Annotated in this window: 20 protein-coding genes; 10 read left to right on the forward strand and 10 right to left on the reverse strand. The window is 72.8% G+C overall.

The window, feature by feature from the left end; all coding sequences use genetic code 11:
- The 3 genes from AXW62_RS12200 (at nucleotide 1) to AXW62_RS12210 (ending at nucleotide 2303) form a co-directional block, all read left to right on the forward strand.
- Nucleotides 1-792, forward strand: a complete 792-nt coding sequence (locus AXW62_RS12200) for a metal-sulfur cluster assembly factor (protein WP_060944526.1) — start codon at nucleotides 1-3, stop codon at nucleotides 790-792.
- Entirely contained in the window at nucleotides 789-1814 is a 1026-nt protein-coding gene (locus tag AXW62_RS12205) for an NAD(P)-dependent alcohol dehydrogenase (RefSeq protein WP_060944527.1), read from the forward strand. Before AXW62_RS12200 ends, AXW62_RS12205 begins: the two co-directional genes overlap by 4 nt.
- A 156-nt stretch (nucleotides 1815-1970) precedes the next feature.
- Nucleotides 1971-2303, forward strand: coding sequence for a putative quinol monooxygenase (locus tag AXW62_RS12210; RefSeq protein ID WP_060944528.1), 333 nt, complete (start codon nucleotides 1971-1973; stop codon nucleotides 2301-2303).
- Nucleotides 2304-2444: 141 nt separating this feature from the next.
- Here the strand turns inward: AXW62_RS12210 and AXW62_RS12215 are convergent, their stop codons facing one another.
- The 10 genes from AXW62_RS12215 to AXW62_RS12260 form a co-directional block, all read right to left on the reverse strand.
- The gene (locus AXW62_RS12215; RefSeq protein ID WP_060944529.1) at nucleotides 2445-3923 is read right to left on the reverse strand and encodes an aminotransferase class I/II-fold pyridoxal phosphate-dependent enzyme; all 1479 of its coding nucleotides are present in this window, start codon (nucleotides 3921-3923) and stop codon (nucleotides 2445-2447) included.
- Nucleotides 3924-4005: 82 nt separating this feature from the next.
- Nucleotides 4006-4542 carry a DUF6328 family protein gene (locus tag AXW62_RS12220; RefSeq protein WP_107406268.1) on the reverse strand — a complete coding sequence of 179 codons (537 nt, stop codon included), beginning with the start codon at nucleotides 4540-4542 and terminating at the stop codon, nucleotides 4006-4008.
- A 297-nt stretch (nucleotides 4543-4839) separates the two neighbouring features.
- Entirely contained in the window at nucleotides 4840-5073 is a 234-nt protein-coding gene (locus AXW62_RS12225; RefSeq protein WP_060944530.1) for a DUF6480 family protein, read from the reverse strand.
- Nucleotides 5074-5222: 149 nt separating this feature from the next.
- Entirely contained in the window at nucleotides 5223-7772 is a 2550-nt protein-coding gene (locus AXW62_RS12230; protein WP_060944531.1) for an ATP-dependent Clp protease ATP-binding subunit, read from the reverse strand.
- A 176-nt stretch (nucleotides 7773-7948) separates the two neighbouring features.
- A complete protein-coding gene (locus AXW62_RS12235) occupies nucleotides 7949-8647 on the reverse strand; it encodes a GntR family transcriptional regulator (RefSeq protein ID WP_030829255.1) in 699 nt (232 codons plus the stop codon).
- Nucleotides 8648-8880: 233 nt separating this feature from the next.
- Complete coding sequence (locus AXW62_RS12240) at nucleotides 8881-9882, reverse strand: proline racemase family protein (protein WP_060944532.1); 1002 nt, start codon at nucleotides 9880-9882, stop codon at nucleotides 8881-8883.
- A 2-nt stretch (nucleotides 9883-9884) separates the two neighbouring features.
- Complete coding sequence (locus AXW62_RS12245) at nucleotides 9885-10790, reverse strand: dihydrodipicolinate synthase family protein (RefSeq protein ID WP_060944533.1); 906 nt, start codon at nucleotides 10788-10790, stop codon at nucleotides 9885-9887.
- A 102-nt stretch (nucleotides 10791-10892) separates the two neighbouring features.
- Nucleotides 10893-12338: an NAD(P)/FAD-dependent oxidoreductase gene (locus AXW62_RS12250; protein ID WP_060944534.1), complete on the reverse strand. Its 1446-nt coding sequence runs from the start codon at nucleotides 12336-12338 to the stop codon at nucleotides 10893-10895.
- Complete coding sequence (locus AXW62_RS12255) at nucleotides 12319-12600, reverse strand: (2Fe-2S)-binding protein (protein ID WP_060944535.1); 282 nt, start codon at nucleotides 12598-12600, stop codon at nucleotides 12319-12321. The genes AXW62_RS12250 and AXW62_RS12255 overlap by 20 nt, the downstream gene beginning before the upstream one ends.
- Entirely contained in the window at nucleotides 12597-13772 is a 1176-nt protein-coding gene (locus AXW62_RS12260; RefSeq protein ID WP_060944536.1) for an NAD(P)/FAD-dependent oxidoreductase, read from the reverse strand. Before AXW62_RS12260 ends, AXW62_RS12255 begins: the two co-directional genes overlap by 4 nt.
- Nucleotides 13773-13854: 82 nt before the next feature.
- Between AXW62_RS12260 and AXW62_RS43865 the strand changes: the two genes are divergently transcribed.
- The 7 genes from AXW62_RS43865 to lysA all read left to right on the forward strand — a co-directional run bounded on the left by AXW62_RS43865 (nucleotide 13855) and on the right by lysA (nucleotide 20705).
- The gene (locus tag AXW62_RS43865) at nucleotides 13855-14055 is read left to right on the forward strand and encodes a hypothetical protein (protein WP_143712369.1); all 201 of its coding nucleotides are present in this window, start codon (nucleotides 13855-13857) and stop codon (nucleotides 14053-14055) included.
- A complete protein-coding gene (kdpF, locus tag AXW62_RS12265) occupies nucleotides 14052-14141 on the forward strand; it encodes a K(+)-transporting ATPase subunit F (RefSeq protein ID WP_037645930.1) in 90 nt (29 codons plus the stop codon). The genes AXW62_RS43865 and kdpF overlap by 4 nt, the downstream gene beginning before the upstream one ends.
- An 8-nt stretch (nucleotides 14142-14149) precedes the next feature.
- The gene (gene kdpA, locus AXW62_RS12270; RefSeq protein WP_060944537.1) at nucleotides 14150-15811 is read left to right on the forward strand and encodes a potassium-transporting ATPase subunit KdpA; all 1662 of its coding nucleotides are present in this window, start codon (nucleotides 14150-14152) and stop codon (nucleotides 15809-15811) included.
- Complete coding sequence (gene kdpB / locus AXW62_RS12275) at nucleotides 15811-17946, forward strand: potassium-transporting ATPase subunit KdpB (protein WP_107406269.1); 2136 nt, start codon at nucleotides 15811-15813, stop codon at nucleotides 17944-17946. The genes kdpA and kdpB overlap by 1 nt, the downstream gene beginning before the upstream one ends.
- A gap of 5 nt (nucleotides 17947-17951) precedes the next feature.
- A complete protein-coding gene (locus AXW62_RS12280; RefSeq protein ID WP_060944538.1) occupies nucleotides 17952-18620 on the forward strand; it encodes a potassium-transporting ATPase subunit C in 669 nt (222 codons plus the stop codon).
- A gap of 388 nt (nucleotides 18621-19008) precedes the next feature.
- The gene (locus AXW62_RS12285; protein ID WP_030829234.1) at nucleotides 19009-19356 is read left to right on the forward strand and encodes an SAV_915 family protein; all 348 of its coding nucleotides are present in this window, start codon (nucleotides 19009-19011) and stop codon (nucleotides 19354-19356) included.
- 14 nt (nucleotides 19357-19370) lie between these two features.
- Entirely contained in the window at nucleotides 19371-20705 is a 1335-nt protein-coding gene (lysA, locus tag AXW62_RS12290) for a diaminopimelate decarboxylase (protein ID WP_060944539.1), read from the forward strand.
- Nucleotides 20706-21222 lie beyond the last annotated feature (517 nt).

Raw genomic sequence — 21222 nt, forward strand, 5'->3', positions numbered from 1 at the left:
ATGTCCGCCGGTCCACTGGCGCGCGAGACCGGGAAGGCGCTCGAGCGGCGGGCCAGGAAGGCGCTCGACGCCGTCCACGACCCCGAGTTGGACGAACCGATCACCGACCTCGGCTTCGTCCGGTCCCTGGAGGTCCACTCCGGCCGCCGGCTGACGGTCCATCTGCGGCTGCCGACCTCTTTCTGCTCCCCGAACTTCGCCTACCTCATGGCCTCCGACGCCAAGGACGCCCTGGCGGCCCTGCCCGGCGTCGAGGCCGTCACGGTGCTGCTCGACGACCACCACGACTCGGAGATGATCAACCGTGGACTGGCCGCCGACGCCGACTACCGGGGCACGTTCGGCGCGGAGGCCGAGGAGAGTCTGGACGAGCTGCGGCTGATCTTCCGCCGCAAGGCCCATGCCGCGGCGATGGAGCGGGTCCTCACCTCGCTGCTGCGGCAGGACCCCGCCCGCACCGTGGAGCGGCTGCATGAGGTGGTGATCGGCGACCTCCCCGGGGGGACGGCGACCCACGCGCTGCTGCGCCGGCGCGAGGCGCTCGGCCTCGGTGTGGCGCCGTCCGACCCCGTCCTGGTGGACGAGCACGGACGGCGCTTCCCGCCGGACGAGGTCCCGCTGCGCCTGCGCTTCGCCCGCTCGGTCCGCATCTCGATGGACGGCAACGCGCACTTCTGCCGCGGTCTGCTGCGGACCCGCTATCCGGAGTCCGCTGCCGACCAGTCCCCGCGGGCGGTGGATCCCACCGGTCCCGCATGCGTCACCACCCCCCTGAAGGAGCACGTCTCGTGAAAGCAGTCCAGGTCGTGGGGTACGGCCAGAACCTCGAGATGGCCGAGGTGCCGGAGCCCTCGGTCACCGGTCCGTACGACGTCATCGTCAAGATCGGCGGGGCGGGGGTGTGCCGCACCGACCTCCACATCCTCGAAGGGCAGTGGGCCGAGAAATCCGGTGTGACCCTGCCCTACACGATCGGGCACGAGAACGCCGGCTGGGTGCACGCGGTCGGCAGCGCCGTCACCAACGTCGCCGAGGGCGACAAGGTCATCGTCCACCCGCTGATCACCTGTGGGCTGTGCCGGGCGTGCCGGTCCGGGGACGACGTCCACTGTGAGCAGAGCCTCTTCCCCGGCATCGACACCGCCGGCGGCTACGCCGAGTACCTCAAGACCTCCGCCCGCAGCGTGGTGCGCATCGACGACTCCCTGGAGCCGGCCGATGTCGCCGCGCTGGCCGACGCGGGGCTGACCGCGTACCACGCGGTGGCCAAGGCCGCCCGGAAGCTGCGGCCGGGGGACCGCTGCGTGATCATCGGCGCCGGCGGGCTCGGGCACATCGGTGTGCAGGCGCTGCGGGCCGTCACCGCCGCCGAGATCATCGTGGTCGACCGCAACCCCGACGCGGTGGAGCTGGCCGTCTCCCTGGGCGCCGACCACGGCGTCGTCGCCGCGGGCGAGCAGGTGCCGCGGGTGCTCGAGCTGACCGGCGGCCAGGGGGCCGAGGTGGTGATCGACTTCGTGGGTGAGGGCGGAGCGACCCGGGACGGTGTGCGGATGCTGCGCCGCGCGGGCGACTACCACGTGGTCGGGTACGGCGAGAACATCGACGTGCCGACCATCGACATCATCTCCACCGAGATCAACTTCATCGGCAATCTCGTCGGCTCCTACACCGACCTGTGCGAGCTGATGGTGCTCGCCGCCCAGGGACGGGTCCGGCTGCACACGACCGCGTACCCGCTCGAACGTTTCCAGGACGCCCTGGACGATCTCGACGCCGGCCGGGTCCGCGGACGCGCGATCCTGGTCCCCTGACCTGACCGCTGCGCGCGGGGCCGGACCGGGCTCCGCGCGGGAGGCCGGGTGAACCGTACCGGTCGCGCCGGGACAAACCCCGGCGCGCCGGGCGGCCCGCCGGCCGCCGTACCACCACGACCGACCCGACCCGACCCGATCCGTCCAGGGAGCATCATGATCTTCATCACCGCCAAGTTCCGCGTCCTGCCCGAGCACGCGGACGCCTGGCCCGAGATCACCCGGGAGTTCACGCAGGCGACCCGCGAGGAACCGGGGTGCCTGTGGTTCGACTGGGCCCGCAGCGTGGAGGACCCCACCGAGTACGTGCTGACCGAGGCGTTCCGCGACGACGAGGCCGGGGCGGCGCACGTCCGGTCCGACCACTTCACGACGGCGCGGCGGACGCTGCCTCCGCACCTCGCGGAGACGCCCCGCATCATCAATACGACCGTTCCCCAGGACGACTGGTCCCGCCTGGGGGAGATGGCCGTACCGCAGCAGGACTGAGGACCCGGACGCGGGCCGGTCGTGCGGTGCCCGGGGGTCAAGCACCGCGGACACCGGCGGTCCGCCCCCGCGCCACCGGGGACAGCCGGGCCGGGCCGCCGGGCGGTCCGGCCCGGGCCGGCGGTCCGGCGGCCGGGTGTGTCAGTCGGCTCCGGTCCCCTCGACCAGGACGCGGATGGTGCGCAGCGTGGGGTCGGCGGCGTCGGGGAGGTTCATCCCGGCCTCCAGGCCCGTGCGCAGATAGTCCAGCACCGGCTGCTTCAGCACCTCGCCGGGCAGCACGGCCGGTATGCCCGGCGGGTACGGGGTGATCATCTCGGCCGCCACCCGGCCTGCCGCACCGGCCAGGGGCACATCCGCCACGGAGCCGAAGTAGGCGTCCCTCGGCAGACAGGACTGCTCCATCCGCAGCTCGCCCGGCGACGGCACGGCCACCTCGGGAACCGGCCGCAGCTCGTCCGCGTGGGCGGCCAGCTCGCGCAGCGCCGCCAGCAGCGCCCCGGTCGTCGAGTCGTCGTCCGCGTGGGTCAGCTGGGTGCTGATCCGCCGGTGGTCGGCCAGATGGGCGTTGACGTCGTGGTGTTCCCGGAGCCAGTCGGCCGCCCGGTAGCCGCTCACGCCCAGACCGGTGAGGTCGATGACGACCGGGAGCGGGTCGAAGTCGGCGGCGAGGCCGGGGCCCACGTAGTCCGCGCGCCCGTCCACGTGCAGGCCGTCGATGGCCCCGATCTCCTCGCGCACCGCGTGCGCCCGCCGCAGGGCCGCGCCGAGCAGGGCCTCGCCGTGCGACACCATCTGCCGGCGCCACCCGTCCATCCCCGCGTAGAGGAGCACCGACGGACTGGTGGTGCCGAGCAGATCGGCGCGTGACGTCAGCACGGCCGGATCGATCAGATCGCCCTGCAGGTGGAAGACCGAGCCCTGCTCCAGGCCGCTGCCCATCTTGTGGATGCTGGTCACGCACACGTCCGCGCCCGCGTCCATGGCCCAGCTCGGCAGCTCCGGGCAGAACGGCAGATGCGCTCCCCACGCCTCGTCGACGATCAGCGGGCGCCCGCGCCGGTGGCAGACCTCGGCGATCCGCGCCAGATCGGCGCAGGCCCCGTACGGAGTGGGGCTGGTCACCAGGGCGCCCTTGGCCTCCGGGTGCTCAGCGAAGGCCCGTTCGAACGAGGCGGCGGAGGGCGGATGCGCGATATGGCGGTCCCGGTCCCACTCGGGTTCCACCCAGACCGGGCGGACCCCGGAGATGATCAGGCCGGAGACCACCGACTTGTGCGCGTCACGGCCCACCAGCAAGGTCTCATGGGGACCGGCCACCGCCAGCATCGCCGCCTTGACGGACAGCGAACTGCCGCAGGTCGAGAAGAAGGTGTGGTCGGCGTGCACCGCGTCCGCCATCAGCGCCTCGGCGCGCTCCAGCACATGGCCCGACTGCAGCCGGTCGTCCAGGCCGCCGAAGGCGAGGACGTCGGCGCGGAACACCTCGTCCCCCAGGATCTTGGCGACCTCCGGGTCGGCGCCCCGGCCCTGCTTGTGACCGGGCGGGGTGAACGGGAGGTACCCACGCTCGTGATACCGGGCGAGGGCCTCCAGGACAGGAGCCTCCGTGTGATCCATGCCTGCCGGGTGCCCCGCCGCGCGGCGGGAAAACCGGGCGGCACCGGGCCGGGCCACCGGGCGGGGCGGCCCACGGCACCGCTCACCGGCCCTTTCGGGTCCGGTGGAACAGCACCGCCGCGGGGACGAACCAGCAGCTCACGAACCACACCAGGGCCCCGGCCGCCAGCCACATCGCGGTGGTGCCGGCCACCACGACCCGCAGGATCAGCAGCAGTGCCGACGCCACCGTGCACAACAGCAGCACCAGCCCGGCCACGGTGAAGCGGGAGGCCCAGTGCACGGTTTCCGGTTTCAGCCGCCGTCCGGTGACGATCCGGTGCAGGGAGACCGGGGCGATCAGCGCGCCGGTGGCCGCCGCGCCCAGCAGGACGGTCACGACGTAGATGGACCGGTCCACCTGGCCGAGATCCTGGAACCGCGGGGTGAAGGCGACCGTGAGCAGGAACGCGAACAGAATCTGCACGCCCGTCTGCGTCACCCGCACCTCCTGCAGCAACTCGGCCCACTTGCGGTCCGCCCGCTCCTCCCGGGTCTCCGTACGGCCGGACCGGGTCTCCGCGCGGCCGGACGGCGCTTCGCGGCCGTGCTGCTCAGGCCCCTCGTGGTCCTCGTGCATCAACAGACCTCCTTCGCGTCCCCCACGCTTTCCCGGTACCGCGGAAGGCGAACGTGGCACCCGGCCCGGTACGCCGACGGGCACCTGAGCAGCGCGGCCGCACCGGGATGCGTGCCTCCACGACGCGTCGGGCGGCCGGGCCCGCGGGCCCGGCCGCCGGGGAGGGCCCGCCCGGGGCGGTGGCGGCTCAGGCGGTGGCCGCACACACGGTGACCCTCGGACGGTGGCACACACGGTGACCCTCGGGCGGTGGCGCACACGGTCGCCCTCGGGCGGTGGCCGCTCAGCTGGGGCCGCTCACACGGTGGCCGCGAACGCGACGCAGAACGCCACGAAGAGCAGCACCAGGACCAGGATGAGGATCGTCGGGCCCTTCGCCCAGCCCTTGGTGGGGTTGTACGTCTCCTCCGGCCCCGCGTCCAGGGTGCTGCCTTCGGCCGGTGGGGTCTCCTCCGGGGGCACGCCACCGCTCTGCGGGAGTCCGGGACTGCGGTCCGGGCCCTGGTCAGGGGCCGGGTCGTGCTGGTTCATCGCCGATGCGCTCCTTTCCGCCGTCGGCGTGCCGCCGGGACGCCGGGGACACGTCGCACATGGTGCGTTCCGCGGACCGCCTCGCTCTCTCCACGGTACGGCGGAGCGACACGGCGGAGGACGGACCAGGTCAAGCCCGGTTCACCGGTTCACCCGCCCGCCGGGCGGCCGCTCGCGCCGGTGCGGAACGCCAGCCGTCCGTCCGCGACCTCCACCCGGACCCGGTCGGCCGCGGAGAGCTCACCGTCCAGCAGCAGCCGCGACAGACGGTTGTCGACCTCTCGCTGGATGGTGCGGCGCAGCGGCCGGGCGCCGTACTCGGGCTCGTGGCCGCGCCGGGCGATCCAGTCGACGGCCTCCGGGGCGAATTCCAGGGTGATGCCCTGCGCGTGCAGCCGGCGGCGGGTCTCCTCCAGCAGCAGGTCGGTGATCCGGCGCAGATGCTCGTTGGTGAGCTGCCGGAAGACCACGATGTCGTCGATGCGGTTGAGGAACTCGGGACGGAAGTGCTCGCGCAGCGGTCGCAGGACGCGCTCCCTGCGGGCCCGCTCGTCCGTCTCGGCGTCCGCGCTCCGGAAGCCGAGGGCGGTGCCGCGCCCGCCGATGGCCTCGGAACCCAGGTTGCTGGTCATCACGATCACCGTGTTGCGGAAGTCGACCGTGCGGCCGTGGGCGTCGGTGAGCCGGCCGTCGTCGAGCACTTGCAGCAGTGTGTTGAAGACGTCCGGATGGGCCTTCTCGACCTCGTCCAGCAGGAGCAGCGCGTACGGGCGGCGGCGCACGGCCTCGGTGAGCTGCCCGGCCTCCTCGTGGCCGACGTACCCGGGCGGGGCGCCGACCAGCCGGCTGACGGTGTGCCGCTCCTGGTACTCGCTCATGTCCAGGCGCACCATCAGGTCCTCGCTGCCGAACAGCGCCTCGGCCAGCGCCCGCGCGAGTTCGGTCTTGCCGACGCCGGTCGGGCCGAGGAAGAGGAAACTGCCGATGGGGCGGGACGGATCGGCCAGCCCGGCCCGGGAGCGCAGCACCGCCTCGGCGACGGCGCCGACCGCCTCGTCCTGCCCGATGACGCGCTCGCGGAGGTGTTCCTCCAGGCCGAGCAGGCGGTCCTTCTCCTCCTGGGTGAGGCTGCTGACCGGAATCCCGGTCTGCCGGGACACCACCTCGGCGATGTCCTCGGCGGTGACCTCCAGGCTCTGCCCGTCGTCGGGCCCGGTGCCGCGGCCGGCCTCGATCCGGCAGGTCAACTCGCCGATGCGGTCGCGCAGTTCGGTGGCCCGCTCGTACTGTTCCGCGGCCACCGCCTGGTCCTTGTCCCGGGCGAGCTGCTCGGCCTCCCGTTCCAGCGCCCGGGTGTCGGTGCCCTTGGTGCGGGAGCGCAGGCGCACCCGGGCGCCGGCCTGGTCCACCAGGTCGATGGCCTTGTCGGGCAGGTACCGGTCCGTCAGATAGCGGTCGGACAGCTCCACGGCCGCGAGCAGCGCCTCATCGGTGAAGCGCACCTGGTGATGGGCCTCGTAGCGGTCGCGCAGACCCCGCAGGATCTCCACCGCGTCGGCGGCGGAGGGCTCGGGGACCAGGATGGGCTGGAAGCGGCGGGCCAGCGCCGCGTCCTTCTCGATGTGGCGGCGGTACTCCTCCACCGTGGTGGCGCCGATGACATGCAGTTCGCCACGGGCCAGGGCGGGCTTGAGCATGTTGCCCGCGTCCATGGAACCGCCCTCGCCGCCCGCTCCCGCGCCGACCACGGTGTGCAACTCGTCGATGAAGACGATCAGTTCCTCGGAGTGGGTACGGACCTCGCCGATGATGCCGCTCAGCCGCTCCTCGAAGTCGCCGCGGTAGCGGGTGCCGGCGACGACGGCGGACATGTCCAGGGTGACGACCCGGCGGCCGAGCAGGATGTCGGGGACGTCTCCGTCGGCGACGCGCTGCGCGAGCCCTTCCACGATGGCGGTCTTGCCGACACCGGCGTCGCCGATCAGCACGGGGTTGTTCTTGCCCCGGCGGGACAGCACCTCCACGGTCTGCTCGATCTCCTGTTCGCGGCCGATGACCGGGTCGATGCGGCCGGCGTGGGCGAGGTCGGTCAGATCGCGGCCGAACGTGTCGAGGGTGGGCGTGTCATGCCGTGGCCCGGGCTGCTGCCCGGCCGCCCCCGAGGCCGGTGGACGCCCCGGTGCGCTCCGCGGTCCCGGCTGTGCCTCCGTGGCGTCGAAGGACAGGGAGCCCAGGAGGCGGCCGGCCGTGGAGTCGTGGTTGGCGGCCAGCGCGCCGAGCAGATGCTCGGGGCCGATGTAGGAGGCGCCGCCGGCGCGGGCCAGTTCGTGGGCGTCCAGCAGGGCGCGCTTGACCGCGGGGGTGACGGACAGCTGGTTCCGCGGCGGTCCCTCACCGCTCATCCGGTCGATCTCCGCGGCCAGCGCGTCGGGGTCGGCGCCCGCGCCCGCCAGCAGGCCCCGGGTCGGCTCAGTGGCGAGCGCGGCCCGCAGCAGGTGCTTGGTGTCCAGATCGGCACTGCCGTGCTCGGCGGCGTAGGAGGCCGCGTCGGTGACGAGTTGCCGGGCCGGGCCGCTCATCAGCCGGCCGATGTCGATGTGCCGGAGGCCGGGGCGCGGTCCGCCGCCGAGGAATCGCGCCATGAATTCCTCGAACGGGTCTGGACCGAATCCTCCCGGACCCATGAAACCGCTGCTCATGGCCTTCCGTTCCGCGGCTCCGGCCGGAGGTCCGGTCCGGCGCCGCTGTACTGGTAGGCGTAGATCCTTGCGGGTCGCGGGTGCCCGGAAGGGGTCCGGGATACACCTGCGCTTCCGCGCGGGGCCGTCCGTGGGCGTCGCGGCCGCCGTTTGCCGTGGCGCGGCCCGCCCGCGGGTCAGCCGTGGTCCGCGTCGAGGTTCTTCTCGCTCCAGATGCCCCGTACGTGGCCGATGTGGCGGCGCATGAGGGCTTCGGCGCCGTCCGCGTCACCGGCCTCGATGAGGTCGAGCAGTTCGGTGTGCTCGTGGGAGGAGCTGAACAGCGCGCCGCCCTCGGGAAGCATGCGCAGGCCGTAGATCCGGGAGCTGGTGCGCAGGGACTTCACCGTCTCCAGCAGGCGGGGGTTGCCGGCCAGTTCCAGCAGCGCGAGGTGGAACTGCATGTCGATGGTGACGTGTGCGATGAAGTCGCGGCGGGCCGCCGCCTTTTCGATGCCCGCCGCCAGGGGCCGCAGCCGCTCCAGCGTTTCCGCCGAGACGCCTTGTTCGGTGATGCGGCGGACGGTGGGCGGTTCGATGAGCGCCCTCAGCTCGGTGATGTCGTCGAGCTCCTTCGGGGACAGGGCGGTGACCCGGAAGCCCTTGTTGCGGACGACTTCGACGAGTCCCTCTTTGGCGAGGTCGAGCAGCGCCTCGCGGACGGGGGTCGGGGAGACGCCGAACTGCTCGGCGAGGCTGGGGGCGGAGTAGACGGCGCCCGGCTTCATCTCTCCCGAGATCACCGCTCCGCGGAGGGTTTCGGTGATCTCCTCGCGGAGGTTGCGGCGTCCGCGGAACGAAGGCAGGCGCACCGTCGTGCCGTCGTCCGCGCTCATGTCCGTCGTCCTCACTGTCGCCAGCACCGTCGTTCCGGCCTCGCCCCGCGGTGGGAGCGGTGGCCTTGGCGATCCTATACCGGGGTGCGCTATGTGCTGTATCGCATGGTCGCGCGTACCGTGGCGACGTCCCCGGTGAACCGGCTGGTACGGGGCGCGTACCGGCGTGAGCCGACCGGTGCGCGCCCGGTGTCCGCCGGCCCGTTTCAGGTGCGGCGCCCCGCCACCGGCGGTCACAGTGCGAACCCCGCGGGGAAGGGGTCGTCCGGGTCGCGCAGGTACTGGGCGGTCCCGGTGATCCAGGCGCGGCCGGTGACGGTGGGGATGACCGCCGGCCGGCCGGCGACCTCGGTCTCCTCGACAAGTTCGCCGGTGAAGTGGGTGCCGATGAAGGACTCGTTGCGGAACGCGGTGTGCAGCGGCAGCTGTCCGCGGGCGTGCAGCTGTGCCATGCGGGCGCTGGTGCCGGTGCCGCAGGGAGAGCGGTCGAACATGCCCGGGTGGATGACCATGGCGTGCCGGGAGTGAGCGGCCGTGGAGCCGGGGGCGGCCAGGTAGACGTGGTGGACGCCGTTGATCTCGGGGTTGCCGGGGTGGACGGGGCGGTCCTGTTCGTTGATGGCCGCCATGATGGCCAGGCCCGCCTCCATGATCCGGTTCTTGGCGGCCCGGTCGAAGGGGATCTTCAGGCCGTCCAGCTCGGCGATGGCGTAGAAGTTGCCGCCGAAGGCCATGTCGTAGGCGACCTCACCCCAGGGGGCCACCTCGACCGTGCGGTCCAGGGCGAGCGCGAACGCGGGTACGTTGCGCAGGGTGACGGCCTTGGCGGCGCCGTCCTCGACGCGGACGTCGGCCGTGACGAGCCCGGCGGGGGTGTCCAGGCGGATCGTGGTGACCGGCTCGTGGACGTCGGCCATGCCGGTTTCCACCAGGACGGTGGCCACGCCGATGGTGCCGTGCCCGCACATCGGCAGACAGCCGGAGACCTCGATGAACAGGACGCCGAAGTCCGCGTCCGGGCGGGTGGGGGGCTGGAGGATCGCCCCGCTCATCGCGGAGTGGCCGCGCGGCTCGTTCATCAGCAGGGTGCGGATGTGGTCGAGGTGGTCGATGAAGTACCGGCGCCGGTCGGACATGGTGGCCCCGGGGACGACCCCGACGCCACCGGTGATGACCCGGGTCGGCATTCCCTCGGTGTGCGAGTCGACGGCGTGGAAGACCCGGTCGCTGCGCATGCTCAGGTGAGTCCTTCCGCGATGGCCTTCTCGGTCGCCTCGCGCACCAGCGCCTCGTGTTCGGGGGTGAGCGGGAGGCGTGGCCGGCGGCAGGGGCCGCCGTGGCGGCCGACCAGGTCCATGCTGAACTTGATGGCCTGCACGAATTCGGTGCGCGAGTCCCAGCGCAGCAGCGGGTGCAGGGTGCGGTACAGGGGAAGCGCGGTGGCCAGGTCGCCCTGGGTGGCCGCCGCCCACAGCGCGGCGCAGGCGCGCGGGAAGGCGTTGGGGTAGCCCGCGATCCAGCCCGGCGATCCGGCGATCGCCATCTCCAGGGCCAGGTCGTCGGTGCCGGCCAGGACGTCAAGACCCGGGGCGAGTTCGGTGATCTGGTAGAAGCGGCGGATGTCGCCGGAGAACTCCTTGACCGCGACGATCAGGCCCTCGGCGTACAGCTCGGCGAGCAGTTCGGGGACGAGGTCGACCTTGGTGTCGTGCGGGTTGTTGTAGGCCACCACCGGCACACCGGCCCGGGCGACCCGGCGGTAGTGGTCGATGACGGCCCGGTGGTCGGCGCGGTAGGAGTTGGGCGGGAGCAGCATCACGGCCGGGGCGCCGGCCTCAGCGGCCTGTTCGGCCCAGCGCCGGGCCTCGTCCGCGCCGTAGGCGGCGACGCCCGGCATGACGGTGAAGCCTTCCGGGGCGGCGGACAGGGCGGTGGTGACCACCCTGGCGCGCTCCTCGGGGGACAGGTTCTGGTACTCGCCGAGGGAGCCGTTGGGCGTCACGCCGTCGCAGCCGTTCGCGGCGAGCCAGGCGATGTGGCCGGCGTAGGTGTCGAAGTCGATGGCCGGTCCCCCGCTCCGCGCCGCGCGCAGGGGCAGGGCGGTGGCGACCAGTACCCCGTGCCAGGGCTTCGCCCGCGTCATGAGTCCTCCATGTGGTCGGTGAGCCACCGTCAGAATCAGTAATATATTACATTACACACCTCGGGAGTCCCTGTCACCGGTGGCGCGGGAAACCTTCCCCGGTCAGCCACCGCCGCTGTCGTCGCCGCCGCTGTCGTCGCCGGCGGCGAGGGCGCCCAGCGTGAGGGGGTGCGCGATCGGCCGGGTGGCCATACCGCGCAGGTCGTCGGCGGTGGGCCGGCGGCCGGTGGCGCGGGCGACGAGACAGGTGGTGGCATAACCGCAGACACGGCCCTGGCACAGGCCCATGCCGGGGCGGGCGTAGAGCTTGACCGCGCGGGGGTCGGTCGCGCCGAGGTCGTCGACCGCCTCGCGGATGGCGCCGGCGGTGACCTCCTCGCAGCGGCAGACGGTGGTGTCCCGCTCCAGCCAGGTCTGCCAGCCGTCGGGCACCGGATACGCCCGGTGCAGCGCGGCGGCGAACGACCGCTGGGCGGCACGCCGCCTGAGCAGCCCGGCCAGGCGCCGGCGGTCGGGGGCGGAGCCGGTGGTCGCGTACGCGGCGTGCAGTCCGGCCAGCTCTCCTTCGACGGCGCTGAGCTGGGCGCCGCCGACCCCGCACGCCTCACCGGCGACGTAGACGCCGTCCACCGAGGCGCGCTGCCGGGCGTCGACGCGGGCGACGAGGCTGCCGTCGGCGTCCCGCCTCATCGCGCAGCCGAGTTGCAGGGGGATCTCGGTCTGCGGGGTGAAGCCGTAGCCGACCGCGACGGTGTCGCAGTCGATCTCGCGGGTGCTGCCGGGCACGATCCGCCACCGCTGGTCCAGCCGGGCGACGGTGGCCCCGGTGACGGTGGCGGTGCCGTGTGCGGCGACGACGGTGGTGCGGGTGCGGTAGGGGACGCGGTGTCTGAGGAGGGTGCCCAGGTATCCGGCGCCCTCGGCGAGTTTGGGCAGGTTGCGCAGGGTGGCGAGCGGGTGCCGGCCGAAGGCGGTGGGCAGTCCCGCCTCGAAGACGCCGACGACCCGCACCCCGGCTTCGGCCAGCCCGGCCGCCACGGGGAGCAGGAAGGGCCCGGTGCCCGCGACCGCGATCCGCCGGCCGGCCGGCACGCCGTGGCCCTTGAGGAGGGCCTGGACGGCGCCGGCGGTGAACACCCCGGGGGTGGTCCAGCCGGGGAACGGCAGTTGGCGGTCGTAGGCGCCGGTCGCGACGATCACGGCCTTGGCGCGGACGGTGCGCGGGCTCCCCTCACGCGTGGCGTGCACGGTGAAACCCGCCTCGGTGCGCTCCACGTGCCAGACGCAGTGGCCGGGCCGGTAGTCCGCCCCGTGGGCGCTCAGGCCCCGGCGCAGCCGCCGGAAATGGCCCCAGCCGTGGTGGAGGGCTCCCTCGTCGCCCTCGCGGTGGCGCCAGTACTGCCCGCCCGGACGTGCCCCGGCGTCGATCAGGACGGTCCCGGCGCCCTGTCCCGCGGCGGCGACGGCCGCGGCCAGACCGGCCGGGCCCGCGCCGAGTACGGCGATGTCGTACCGGGTGCCGGGCCGCTCAGCAGGCGAGGTCGTCACGGCCCGCTCCTTCCTGGGTGCTCACCACGTCGCCGGGCCGGACCTCGGCGAGACAGGCCCGGTGGTTGGGGGTTCCGTTGATGGTGACCAGGCAGTCGAAGCACACCCCGATGCCGCAGAACACCCCGCGCGGGCGTCCTTCGGCGCGGGTGTGCCGCCAGGAGCGGTGCCCGGCGGCGATCAGGGCGGCGGCGACGCTCTGTCCGGGCTCCGCCCGGACGAGCCGGCCGTCGAAGGTGAAGGCGAACGGTGGCGGGGTCATGCGGTGGCCTCCTCGAAGCGGTCCGGGCGGAACGGCGTCAGGTCCAGGTCGGGCCGCTCGCCGGTCAGGTGCTGGGCCAGCAGGTGTCCGGTGGCGGCGGCCAGTCCGACCCCGGCTCCCTCGTGGCCGCAGGCGTGCAGCAGTCCGGGGGCGCGCGGGTCCGCGCCGATGACGGGCAGATGGTCCGGGCAGTACGGACGGAACCCCAGGTAACTGCGGAGCAGCAAGACATCGGCGAGGAACGGGAAGAGGCCGATGGCCTGCGCCGCCAGCGTGCGCAGCACCGGCAGGGACACGCCGCGGTCGAAGCCGACCCGCTCGCGGCTGGCGCCGATCAGGACGGTCCCGGCCCGGGTGCCCTCGACCACCACGGAGGTCTCCAGCCCGGCGTCGCTGCTGGCGACGTTGGCCAGGTACTCCGCGGTGTAGACCTTGTGCCGCACCACGCGCGGCAGCGGTTCGGTCACCAGGACGTAGCCCTTGCGCGGCAGGACGGGCACCGGGGCCCCGGCGAGTCGGGACAGCCGTCCCGCCCAGGTGCCCGCGGCATTGATCACCCACCGCGCGGACACCACCGGGACCTCGGCCGAGTCGGTGCGCACTCCGGTGACCGCGCCCCGCCGGTCGCGTACGAAGCCGACGACCCCGGTTCCCGTGTGCACCACCGCTCCGCGCTGCCGGGCCCGGCGCAGCAGGTGGGCGGTGGCCAGCATCGGCTGGACCTGGGCGTCCTGCGGGTAGAACGCCCCGCCGACCGCCTGCCGGGTCACCCGGGGCTCCAGCTCGGACAGCTCGCCGGGGCCGATGTCGACCGCGTCGACGCCCCTCGCGCGCTGCCCCGCGGTCAGGCGCAGCAGACCGTCGGCGGTCTCCCGCGACCCCGCGACCACGACGCCGCCCTTGGCCTCGTACTCGACCGTGCCCCCGCCCAGGTCCTCACTGATCTCCCGCCACCGACGGGAGGACAGCAGGGCCAGGTCGAGTTCGGGGCCGGGCTCCTTGTCGGAGACCAGGATGTTGCCCTCGCCGGCGCTGGTCGTGCCGCCGCCGGCGGCGCCGCGCTCGACCACGGCCACGCGCAACCCGGCGGCGGTGCACGCGTACGCGCACGCCGCGCCCACGACGCCCGCTCCGACGATCAGGACGTCGGGCCGGGAGGATGGATACGTCATGCCCGTAGCATGTCATATTGCACTGCTGTGGGCCGCGGTTCCGCCGAGAGCCGTCGCAGGGCCCGTAAGAGCGGCGTCAAAGGTGTGCGGAGCGCCGTATGGGACCCGTCAACGACGCTCGGATCCGGCCATCGGAGGGGATTTTCTTCTGTGTGTCCGATCCGTTTGCGGATTCCCCGACCTCTTCCAGGAGCTCGCGATGGCCGATCTGGCCTTCGTCGTCACCACGATCGCGGTGTTCGCGCTGGTGGCCTTCGTCGCCAAGGGGGTGACGAAGCTGTGACCGCCGAGAACGCCATCGGCCTGGTCGTGGCCGTCGCCCTGCTGGGCTATCTGATCCTCGCCCTGATCTTCCCGGAGAGGTTCTGAGCACCGTCATGGGTCCCGTACTTGCCGGCGTGGCGCAACTGCTCGCCCTCATGGCGGCGTTGGCACTCGTCTACGTCCCCCTTGGCACCTATATGGCCAGGGTCTACTCCTCCGACAGGCACTGGCGCGTGGAGCGGTGGATCTACAAGGGCATCGGCGCCAACCCGGACGCCGAGATGCGCTGGGCCGCCTACCTGCGCGGTGTGCTGGCCTTCTCGGCGGCCGGGGTGCTCTTCCTGTACCTGCTGCAGCGGCTGCAGGGCAGCCTGCCCGGTTCGCTCGGGTTCTCCTCGATCGAACCGGCGCAGGCGTTCAACACGGCCGCGTCCTTCGTGACGAACACCAACTGGCAGTCGTACTCCGGCGAGCAGGCCATGGGCCATGTCGTGCAGACCTCCGGTCTGGCCGTGCAGAACTTCGTCTCGGCCGCGGTCGGCATGGCCGTCGCGGTGGCGCTGGTGCGCGGCTTCGCGCGCTCGCGCACCGGTGAACTCGGCAACTTCTGGGCCGATCTGGTGCGCGGCACGGTCCGCGTCCTGGTGCCCGTCGCGGCGGTCGCCGCGGTCGTCCTGGTGGCGTGCGGCGCCCTCCAGAACTTCTCCGGCATCCACGAAGTGGGCCAGTTCATGGGCGGCTCGCAAGCGTGGAACGGCGGTGCGGTGGCCTCGCAGGAGGCCATCAAGGAGCTGGGCACCAACGGCGGCGGGTACTTCAACGCCAACAGCGCCCACCCGTTCGAGAACCCGACCCCGTTCACCAACCTCTTCGAGATCTTCCTGATCCTGGTCATCCCCTTGTCGCTGACCCGCACCTTCGGGGTGATGGTCGGCTCGGTCAAGCAGGGGTACGCGATCCTGGCGACCATGGTCACCATCTGGGCCGGCTTCACCGCCCTGATGATGTGGACCGAGTTCGCCCACCACGGCCCGGCCCTGCAGGCCGCGGGTGGCGCGATGGAGGGCAAGGAGGCCCGTTTCGGCGTCGGCGCCTCGTCGATCTTCGCGGTGTCCACCACGCTCACCTCGACCGGAGCGGTGGACTCCTTCCACTCCTCCTTCACGGGCCTGGGCGGCGGCATCACCATGCTCGGCATGATGCTGGGCGAGATCGCGCCCGGTGGTGTGGGATCCGGTCTCTACGGCATGCTGATCATGGCGATCATCGCGGTGTTCATCGCCGGGCTGATGGTCGGCCGGACGCCCGAGTACCTGGGCAAGAAGATCGGCTCGCGCGAGATCAAGCTGGCGGCCTGCTACATCCTGATCACCCCGGCGCTGGTCCTGGTCTTCACCTCCGCCTCCCTGGCCCTGCCGACACCGCCGCACTCGATGCTCAATTCCGGCGCGCACGGCTTCTCCGAGGTCCTGTACGCCTTCACCTCCGCCTCGAACAACAACGGCTCGGCCTTCGCGGGCCTGAACGCGAACACCGACTGGTTCAACACCACGACCGGGCTCGCGATGCTGCTCGGCCGCTTCCTGCCCATGATCTTCGTCCTGGCGCTCGCGGGCTCGCTCGCCGGGCAGCGGCCGGTCCCGGCCACCGCGGGCACCCTGCGCACCGAGAAGCCGCTGTTCTCCGGGCTGCTGGTGGGCGCGATCCTGATCGTCACCGGTCTGACGTACTTCCCGGCCCTGGCGCTGGGGCCGCTGGCCGAGGGGCTGGCGTGATGACCACCCGCACAGAAAACCACGAGGACTCCATGTCCACTGCCACTCCGACCAGGGCGCCGCACAGCGACGTCCCCGCCGGGCGCACCCCGGCCGAGGGCCGTGCCGGCACCGGCCTCTTCCATCCCCAGCAGCTGCTCACCTCGCTGCCGGACGCCTTCCGCAAGCTGGACCCGCGGGTGATGGTCACCTCCCCCGTGATGTTCGTCGTGCTCATCGGGTCCGTCCTGACCACCGCCTTCTCCTTCGCGGACCCGGGTGACTGGTTCGGCTGGACGATCAGCGCCTGGCTGTGGCTGACCGTGCTCTTCGCCAATCTGGCGGAGGCGGTCGCCGAGGGCCGCGGCAAGGCCCAGGCCGACACCCTGCGCAAGGCCAAGACCGACACCGTCGCGCGCCGGCTGCTGGGGGACGGCTCGGAGGAACGGATCCCCGGCGCCGGGCTGACCATCGGTGACCTGGTGGTCTGCGAGGCCGGCGACGTGATCCCCGGCGACGGCGACGTGGTCGAAGGCGTCGCCTCGGTCGACGAGTCGGCGATCACCGGCGAGTCGGCGCCGGTCATCCGTGAGTCCGGTGGCGACCGCTCGGCCGTCACCGGCGGCACCAAGGTCCTCTCCGACCGCATCGTCATCAGGATCACCACCAAGCCCGGCGAGACCTTCATCGACCGGATGATCAACCTGGTCGAGGGCGCCGCACGGCAGAAGACGCCGAACGAGATCGCGCTGAACATCCTGCTCGCCTCGCTGACGATCGTGTTCCTGCTGGCCTGCACCACGCTGACGCCGTTCGCGGACTACGCGGGCACCCATCTGACCATGGTGGTGCTGGTCGCGCTGCTGGTCTGCCTGATCCCCACGACGATCGGCGCCCTGCTGTCGGCGATCGGCATCGCGGGCATGGACCGCCTGGTGCAGCGCAATGTCCTGGCGATGTCGGGCCGCGCGGTCGAGGCCGCCGGTGACGTCTCCACCCTGCTGCTGGACAAGACCGGCACCATCACCCTGGGCAACCGGCAGGCGGCGGAGTTCGTGCCGGTGCGCGGCACCACCGAGGCCGAGGTCGCCGACGCCGCCCAGCTGTCCTCGCTGGCCGACGAGACCCCCGAGGGCCGGTCCATCGTCGTCCTGGCCAAGGAGAAGTACCGGCTGCGCGAGCGCCACCAGGGCGAACTGGTGGGCGCCGGGTGGATCGAGTTCACCGCGCAGACCCGGATGTCGGGGGTGGACGCCGACGGGCGCAGGATCCGCAAGGGCGCGGCCGGTTCGGTCCTGGCCTGGGTCCGGGAGCAGGGCGGTACGGTCGCCGAGGACGCGGACGAGATCGCCGACCGGATCTCCGCGGCCGGTGGCACCCCGCTGCTGGTGGCCGTCCAGGACCGGACGGGCGCTCGCGTCCTGGGCGTCATCCACCTCAAGGACGTCGTCAAGGACGGGATGCGGGAGCGGTTCGGGGAACTGCGCCGCATGGGCATCAAGACCGTCATGATCACGGGTGACAACCCGCTGACCGCGAAGGCGATCGCCGAGGAGGCGGGCGTCGACGACTTCCTCGCGGAGGCCACTCCCGAGGACAAGATGGCGCTCATCAAACGGGAGCAGGCGGGCGGCAAGCTGGTCGCGATGACCGGTGACGGCACCAACGACGCCCCCGCGCTGGCACAGGCGGACGTCGGCGTGGCGATGAACACCGGGACGTCGGCCGCCAAGGAGGCCGGCAACATGGTCGACCTCGACTCCAACCCGACCAAGCTCATCGAGATCGTCGAGATCGGCAAGCAACTGCTGATCACCCGTGGCGCGTTGACGACGTTCTCCATCGCCAACGATGTCGCGAAGTACTTCGCGATCATCCCGGCGTTGTTCGCGGCGGTCTATCCGGGCCTGGACAAGCTGAACGTCATGCGGCTGTCCTCGCCGGACTCGGCGATCCTCTCCGCGGTCGTCTTCAACGCGCTGATCATCATCGCGCTGGTGCCGCTCGCCCTGAAGGGCGTGCGCTACCGGCCGATGAGCGCGGACCGGATGCTGCGGCGCAACCTCGGGATCTACGGCCTCGGCGGCCTGATAGCGCCCTTCCTCGGCATCAAGATCATCGACCTGCTCATCTCCCTCATCCCCGGGATCGGCTGATCGCCATGAACCATTCCGTCATGAACACCGCCCGGCTGTTCGGGGCCGGTCTGCGCGCCCTCCTCATGCTGACCCTGGTGGCGGGCGTCGCCTATCCACTGGTGGTCACCGGCATCGCCCAGGGGCTGTTCCACGACAAGGCGAACGGCTCCGAGATCACGGCGAACGGCAAGGTCGTCGGCTCCTCGCTGATCGGGCAGTCCTACGACCTGCCGCTGAAGAAGGGCGAGCGGACCCCGCGGCCCGATCTGAGGTGGTTCCAGGGACGCCCGGCGAACGGTCTCGGCGGCAACAGCGTCAACACCCAGTACAAGCTGCTGCTGTCCGGAGCCACCAATCTCTCCGCCGACAGCGAGGTCCTCCTGAAGCGGGTTCAGGACGCCAAGGCCGCGGTCATCAGGGACAACTCGGTGCCCGGCTACACCGTCAAGCCCTCTCAGGTGCCCCCCGACGCGGTGACGTCCTCCGGCTCCGGCCTGGACCCGGACATCTCGCCGCGGTACGCGGAGATCCAGGTCCACCGGGTGGCCGCGCGGAACGGGCTGTCCGTCGCCCGGGTGGCGAAGCTGGTCAAGGACAAGACCGAGGGCCGCGTGGCCGGCTTCCTCGGCGAGCCGCGGGTGAACGTCCTCGAACTCAACATCGCGCTCAAGGACCTCATGGCCAAGAGCTGATGGCGCTGCCCGGCCCGGGAAGCGGGAGCCGGCGGCCGGAACCACCTTCCGGCCGCCGGCTCCCGCCGCCATGAGCACAGGTCACGCCACGCCATATGCCCCGCCACGCCACGCTGGGCGTCCGGCGTCCGGCGTCCGGCGTCCGGCGTCCGGCGTCCGGCGTCCGGCGTCCGGCGTCCGGCGCATCTCACCAGGTGCGTCCACACCTCGTCAACGCGTCGTCAAAGCGCCGTCAACGTCCCCCGCGTCGCCGTCAGCGTTCCGTCAGGAGGCGTCCACGGACCGGGCGGGCGGGCATAGCGTCGTCGGTGAGCCCCGGTCCGCCTCCCCGCGTCCGGGGCATCTTCTCCCTCTCCCCCAGCACGTCGGATCCTCCCGGAGGCATCCCATGGCAGAACTCCTCCACGGCGAAGACCCCGAACCCTCCGATCGGTACCCGGCCGGACCCCTGTTCGTCCCGGTCCGGCCGGGCCCCTCACGGTGCGCGACCCGGCTCTTCCGTACGCCCCTCGGCGGCCGTACGGCCGTCGGCTTCACCTCCGAGCACAGGCTGACCGCCACGCTCGGCGCCCACCAGGGGTGGATCCGGCTCGCCGAGCCCGCGCTGCGGGCCCTCACCGCACCGCTCGGCGTCACCACCGTCACGGTGAACCCCCAGTTCGCCGCCCCGGCGCCGGCCCCCGTCCGGTCACCGCTGCCCGAACCGGCGCCGGCCCCGGCACTGCGGATCGGCTGAGAGGAGAGCAGGCGATGACCATCCTCCGCCGGCCCGCCGCCCCCGCCCCCTCCGCCGCACCGTCGGTGTGGCCCGCCTCCACCACCGAACCCCGGCCCGGCGACCCGGCCGTGGGCGGGGTACCGCTCAGCGAGATCGCCGACCGCTTCGGCACCCCCGTCTACGTCCTCGACGAGGCCGAGGTCCGCGCACGCTGCCGCACCTACCGGCGCGCCTTCCCCGACGCCGACGTGCTCTACGCGGCCAAGGCGTTCCTGTGCCGGGCCATGGTCCGCTGGATGGCGGAGGAGGGGCTCGGCCTGGACGTCTGCTCGGCGGGCGAACTGGAACTCGCGGTCACCGCCGGGTTCCGGCCGGAGCGGATCGTGCTGCACGGCAACGCCAAGTCCCCGCATGATCTGGACACCGCCCTCCGGCTCGGCGTCGGCCGCGTCGTCATCGACAGCCCGTCGGAGATCGCCCGGCTGGCCGCCGCCGTCGGCCCCCGAGGCCGCCAGAAGGTGATGGTCCGGGTGGTGCCCGGTATCAGCGCCGGTGGCCACGAGAAGATCCGCACCGGCACGGACGACCAGAAGTTCGGCCTCTCCATCACCGACGGCCACGCCCAGCACGCGATAGCCCGGATCCTCAGCCAGCCCCAGCTGGAACTGACCGGTCTGCACTGCCACCTGGGTTCACAGATCACCAGCGTCAAACCGTATCTGGCCGCCGTGCGGCGGATGGTGGGGCTGATGGCCCGGCTGCGCCGGCAGCACGGTCTGCTCCTGCCCGAGCTCGACCTGGGCGGAGGCCACGGGGTCGCCTACCGCCCCGGCGACGCGGCCCTGGACCTGTCCGCGCTGGCCCGCAGAGTGCGCACGGAACTCGCCGCGGCGTGCGCGGCGGCCGGGCTGCCCGTGCCCCGGCTGATCGTCGAACCGGGACGGGCCGTCGCGGGCCCCGCGGGCATCGCGCTCTACCGCGTGCTGGCCGTGAAGCGCGCCGGCGGCCACGTGTTCGTGGCCGTCGACGGCGGTATGAGCGACAACCCGCGGCCGGCCCTGTACGGCGTGCGGTACGCACCCCGGCTGATCGGCCGCCCTGGCACCGCGGCCGAAGCCGCGGTGACCGTGGCCGGACGGCACTGCGAGGCCGGGGACATCCTGGCCGACGGAGTACCACTTCCGGGCGACGTACGGCCCGGAGACCTGCTGGCGGTGCCGGTGGCGGGCGCCTACCACCTGTCCATGGCCTCGGGCTACAACCTGGTCGGCCGCCCACCGGTGGTCGCCGTCCGCGACGGCCGCGCCCGGCTTCTCGTCCGCAGGGAGTCCCTGGAGGACATCCGCGGCCGCGACGTGGGCCTGTAACCCGCACCGCGGTCCGGGGGACCTGGTCCGCTCCGGCGGTATCGGCTCCCGGGCGGGCCGGCCTCCCCTCCCTCACGCCGGCCGGCCCGCCCGGGCCCTGCCGTGAACGCACCCCCGCCCACGCGCGGCCCTGCCCCCTCCTCCGGCCGTCTCAGCGCCCCGGACGGCCGCGCGCTCGGCGACGACGGGGTACCGGTGCCCGGTCCGTACGCGGCCGGCGAAGCCACCGGCGGGCCGTTCCACGGCGGCTGTCCCGGGGCGCCGCCCTCGTGCGCGCCGCCGTGTTCGGCCGCGCGCCGGGCGGACCGCCTCGACATGACGTCGCCGTGGGCAGGTGGTGACGTTCGGCCGCGCGGCCGGGCGGACCGCCGCGGCCGAGGCCAGCTGCCCCCGTTCGGCGGCCGGCCCGCGCATCGCCCTTCCCCGATGGTGCGCGGGCCGGTGCGGTGCCGGTGCCGGGTCGAACCGTACGGCTCTTGCGCTTCCGTCCCCGCGGCGGTAATTCCGTGGTATGGGG

Origin of the sequence: Streptomyces hygroscopicus subsp. hygroscopicus (assembly GCF_001553455.1) — a bacterium.
Classification (GTDB): domain Bacteria; phylum Actinomycetota; class Actinomycetes; order Streptomycetales; family Streptomycetaceae; genus Streptomyces; species Streptomyces hygroscopicus.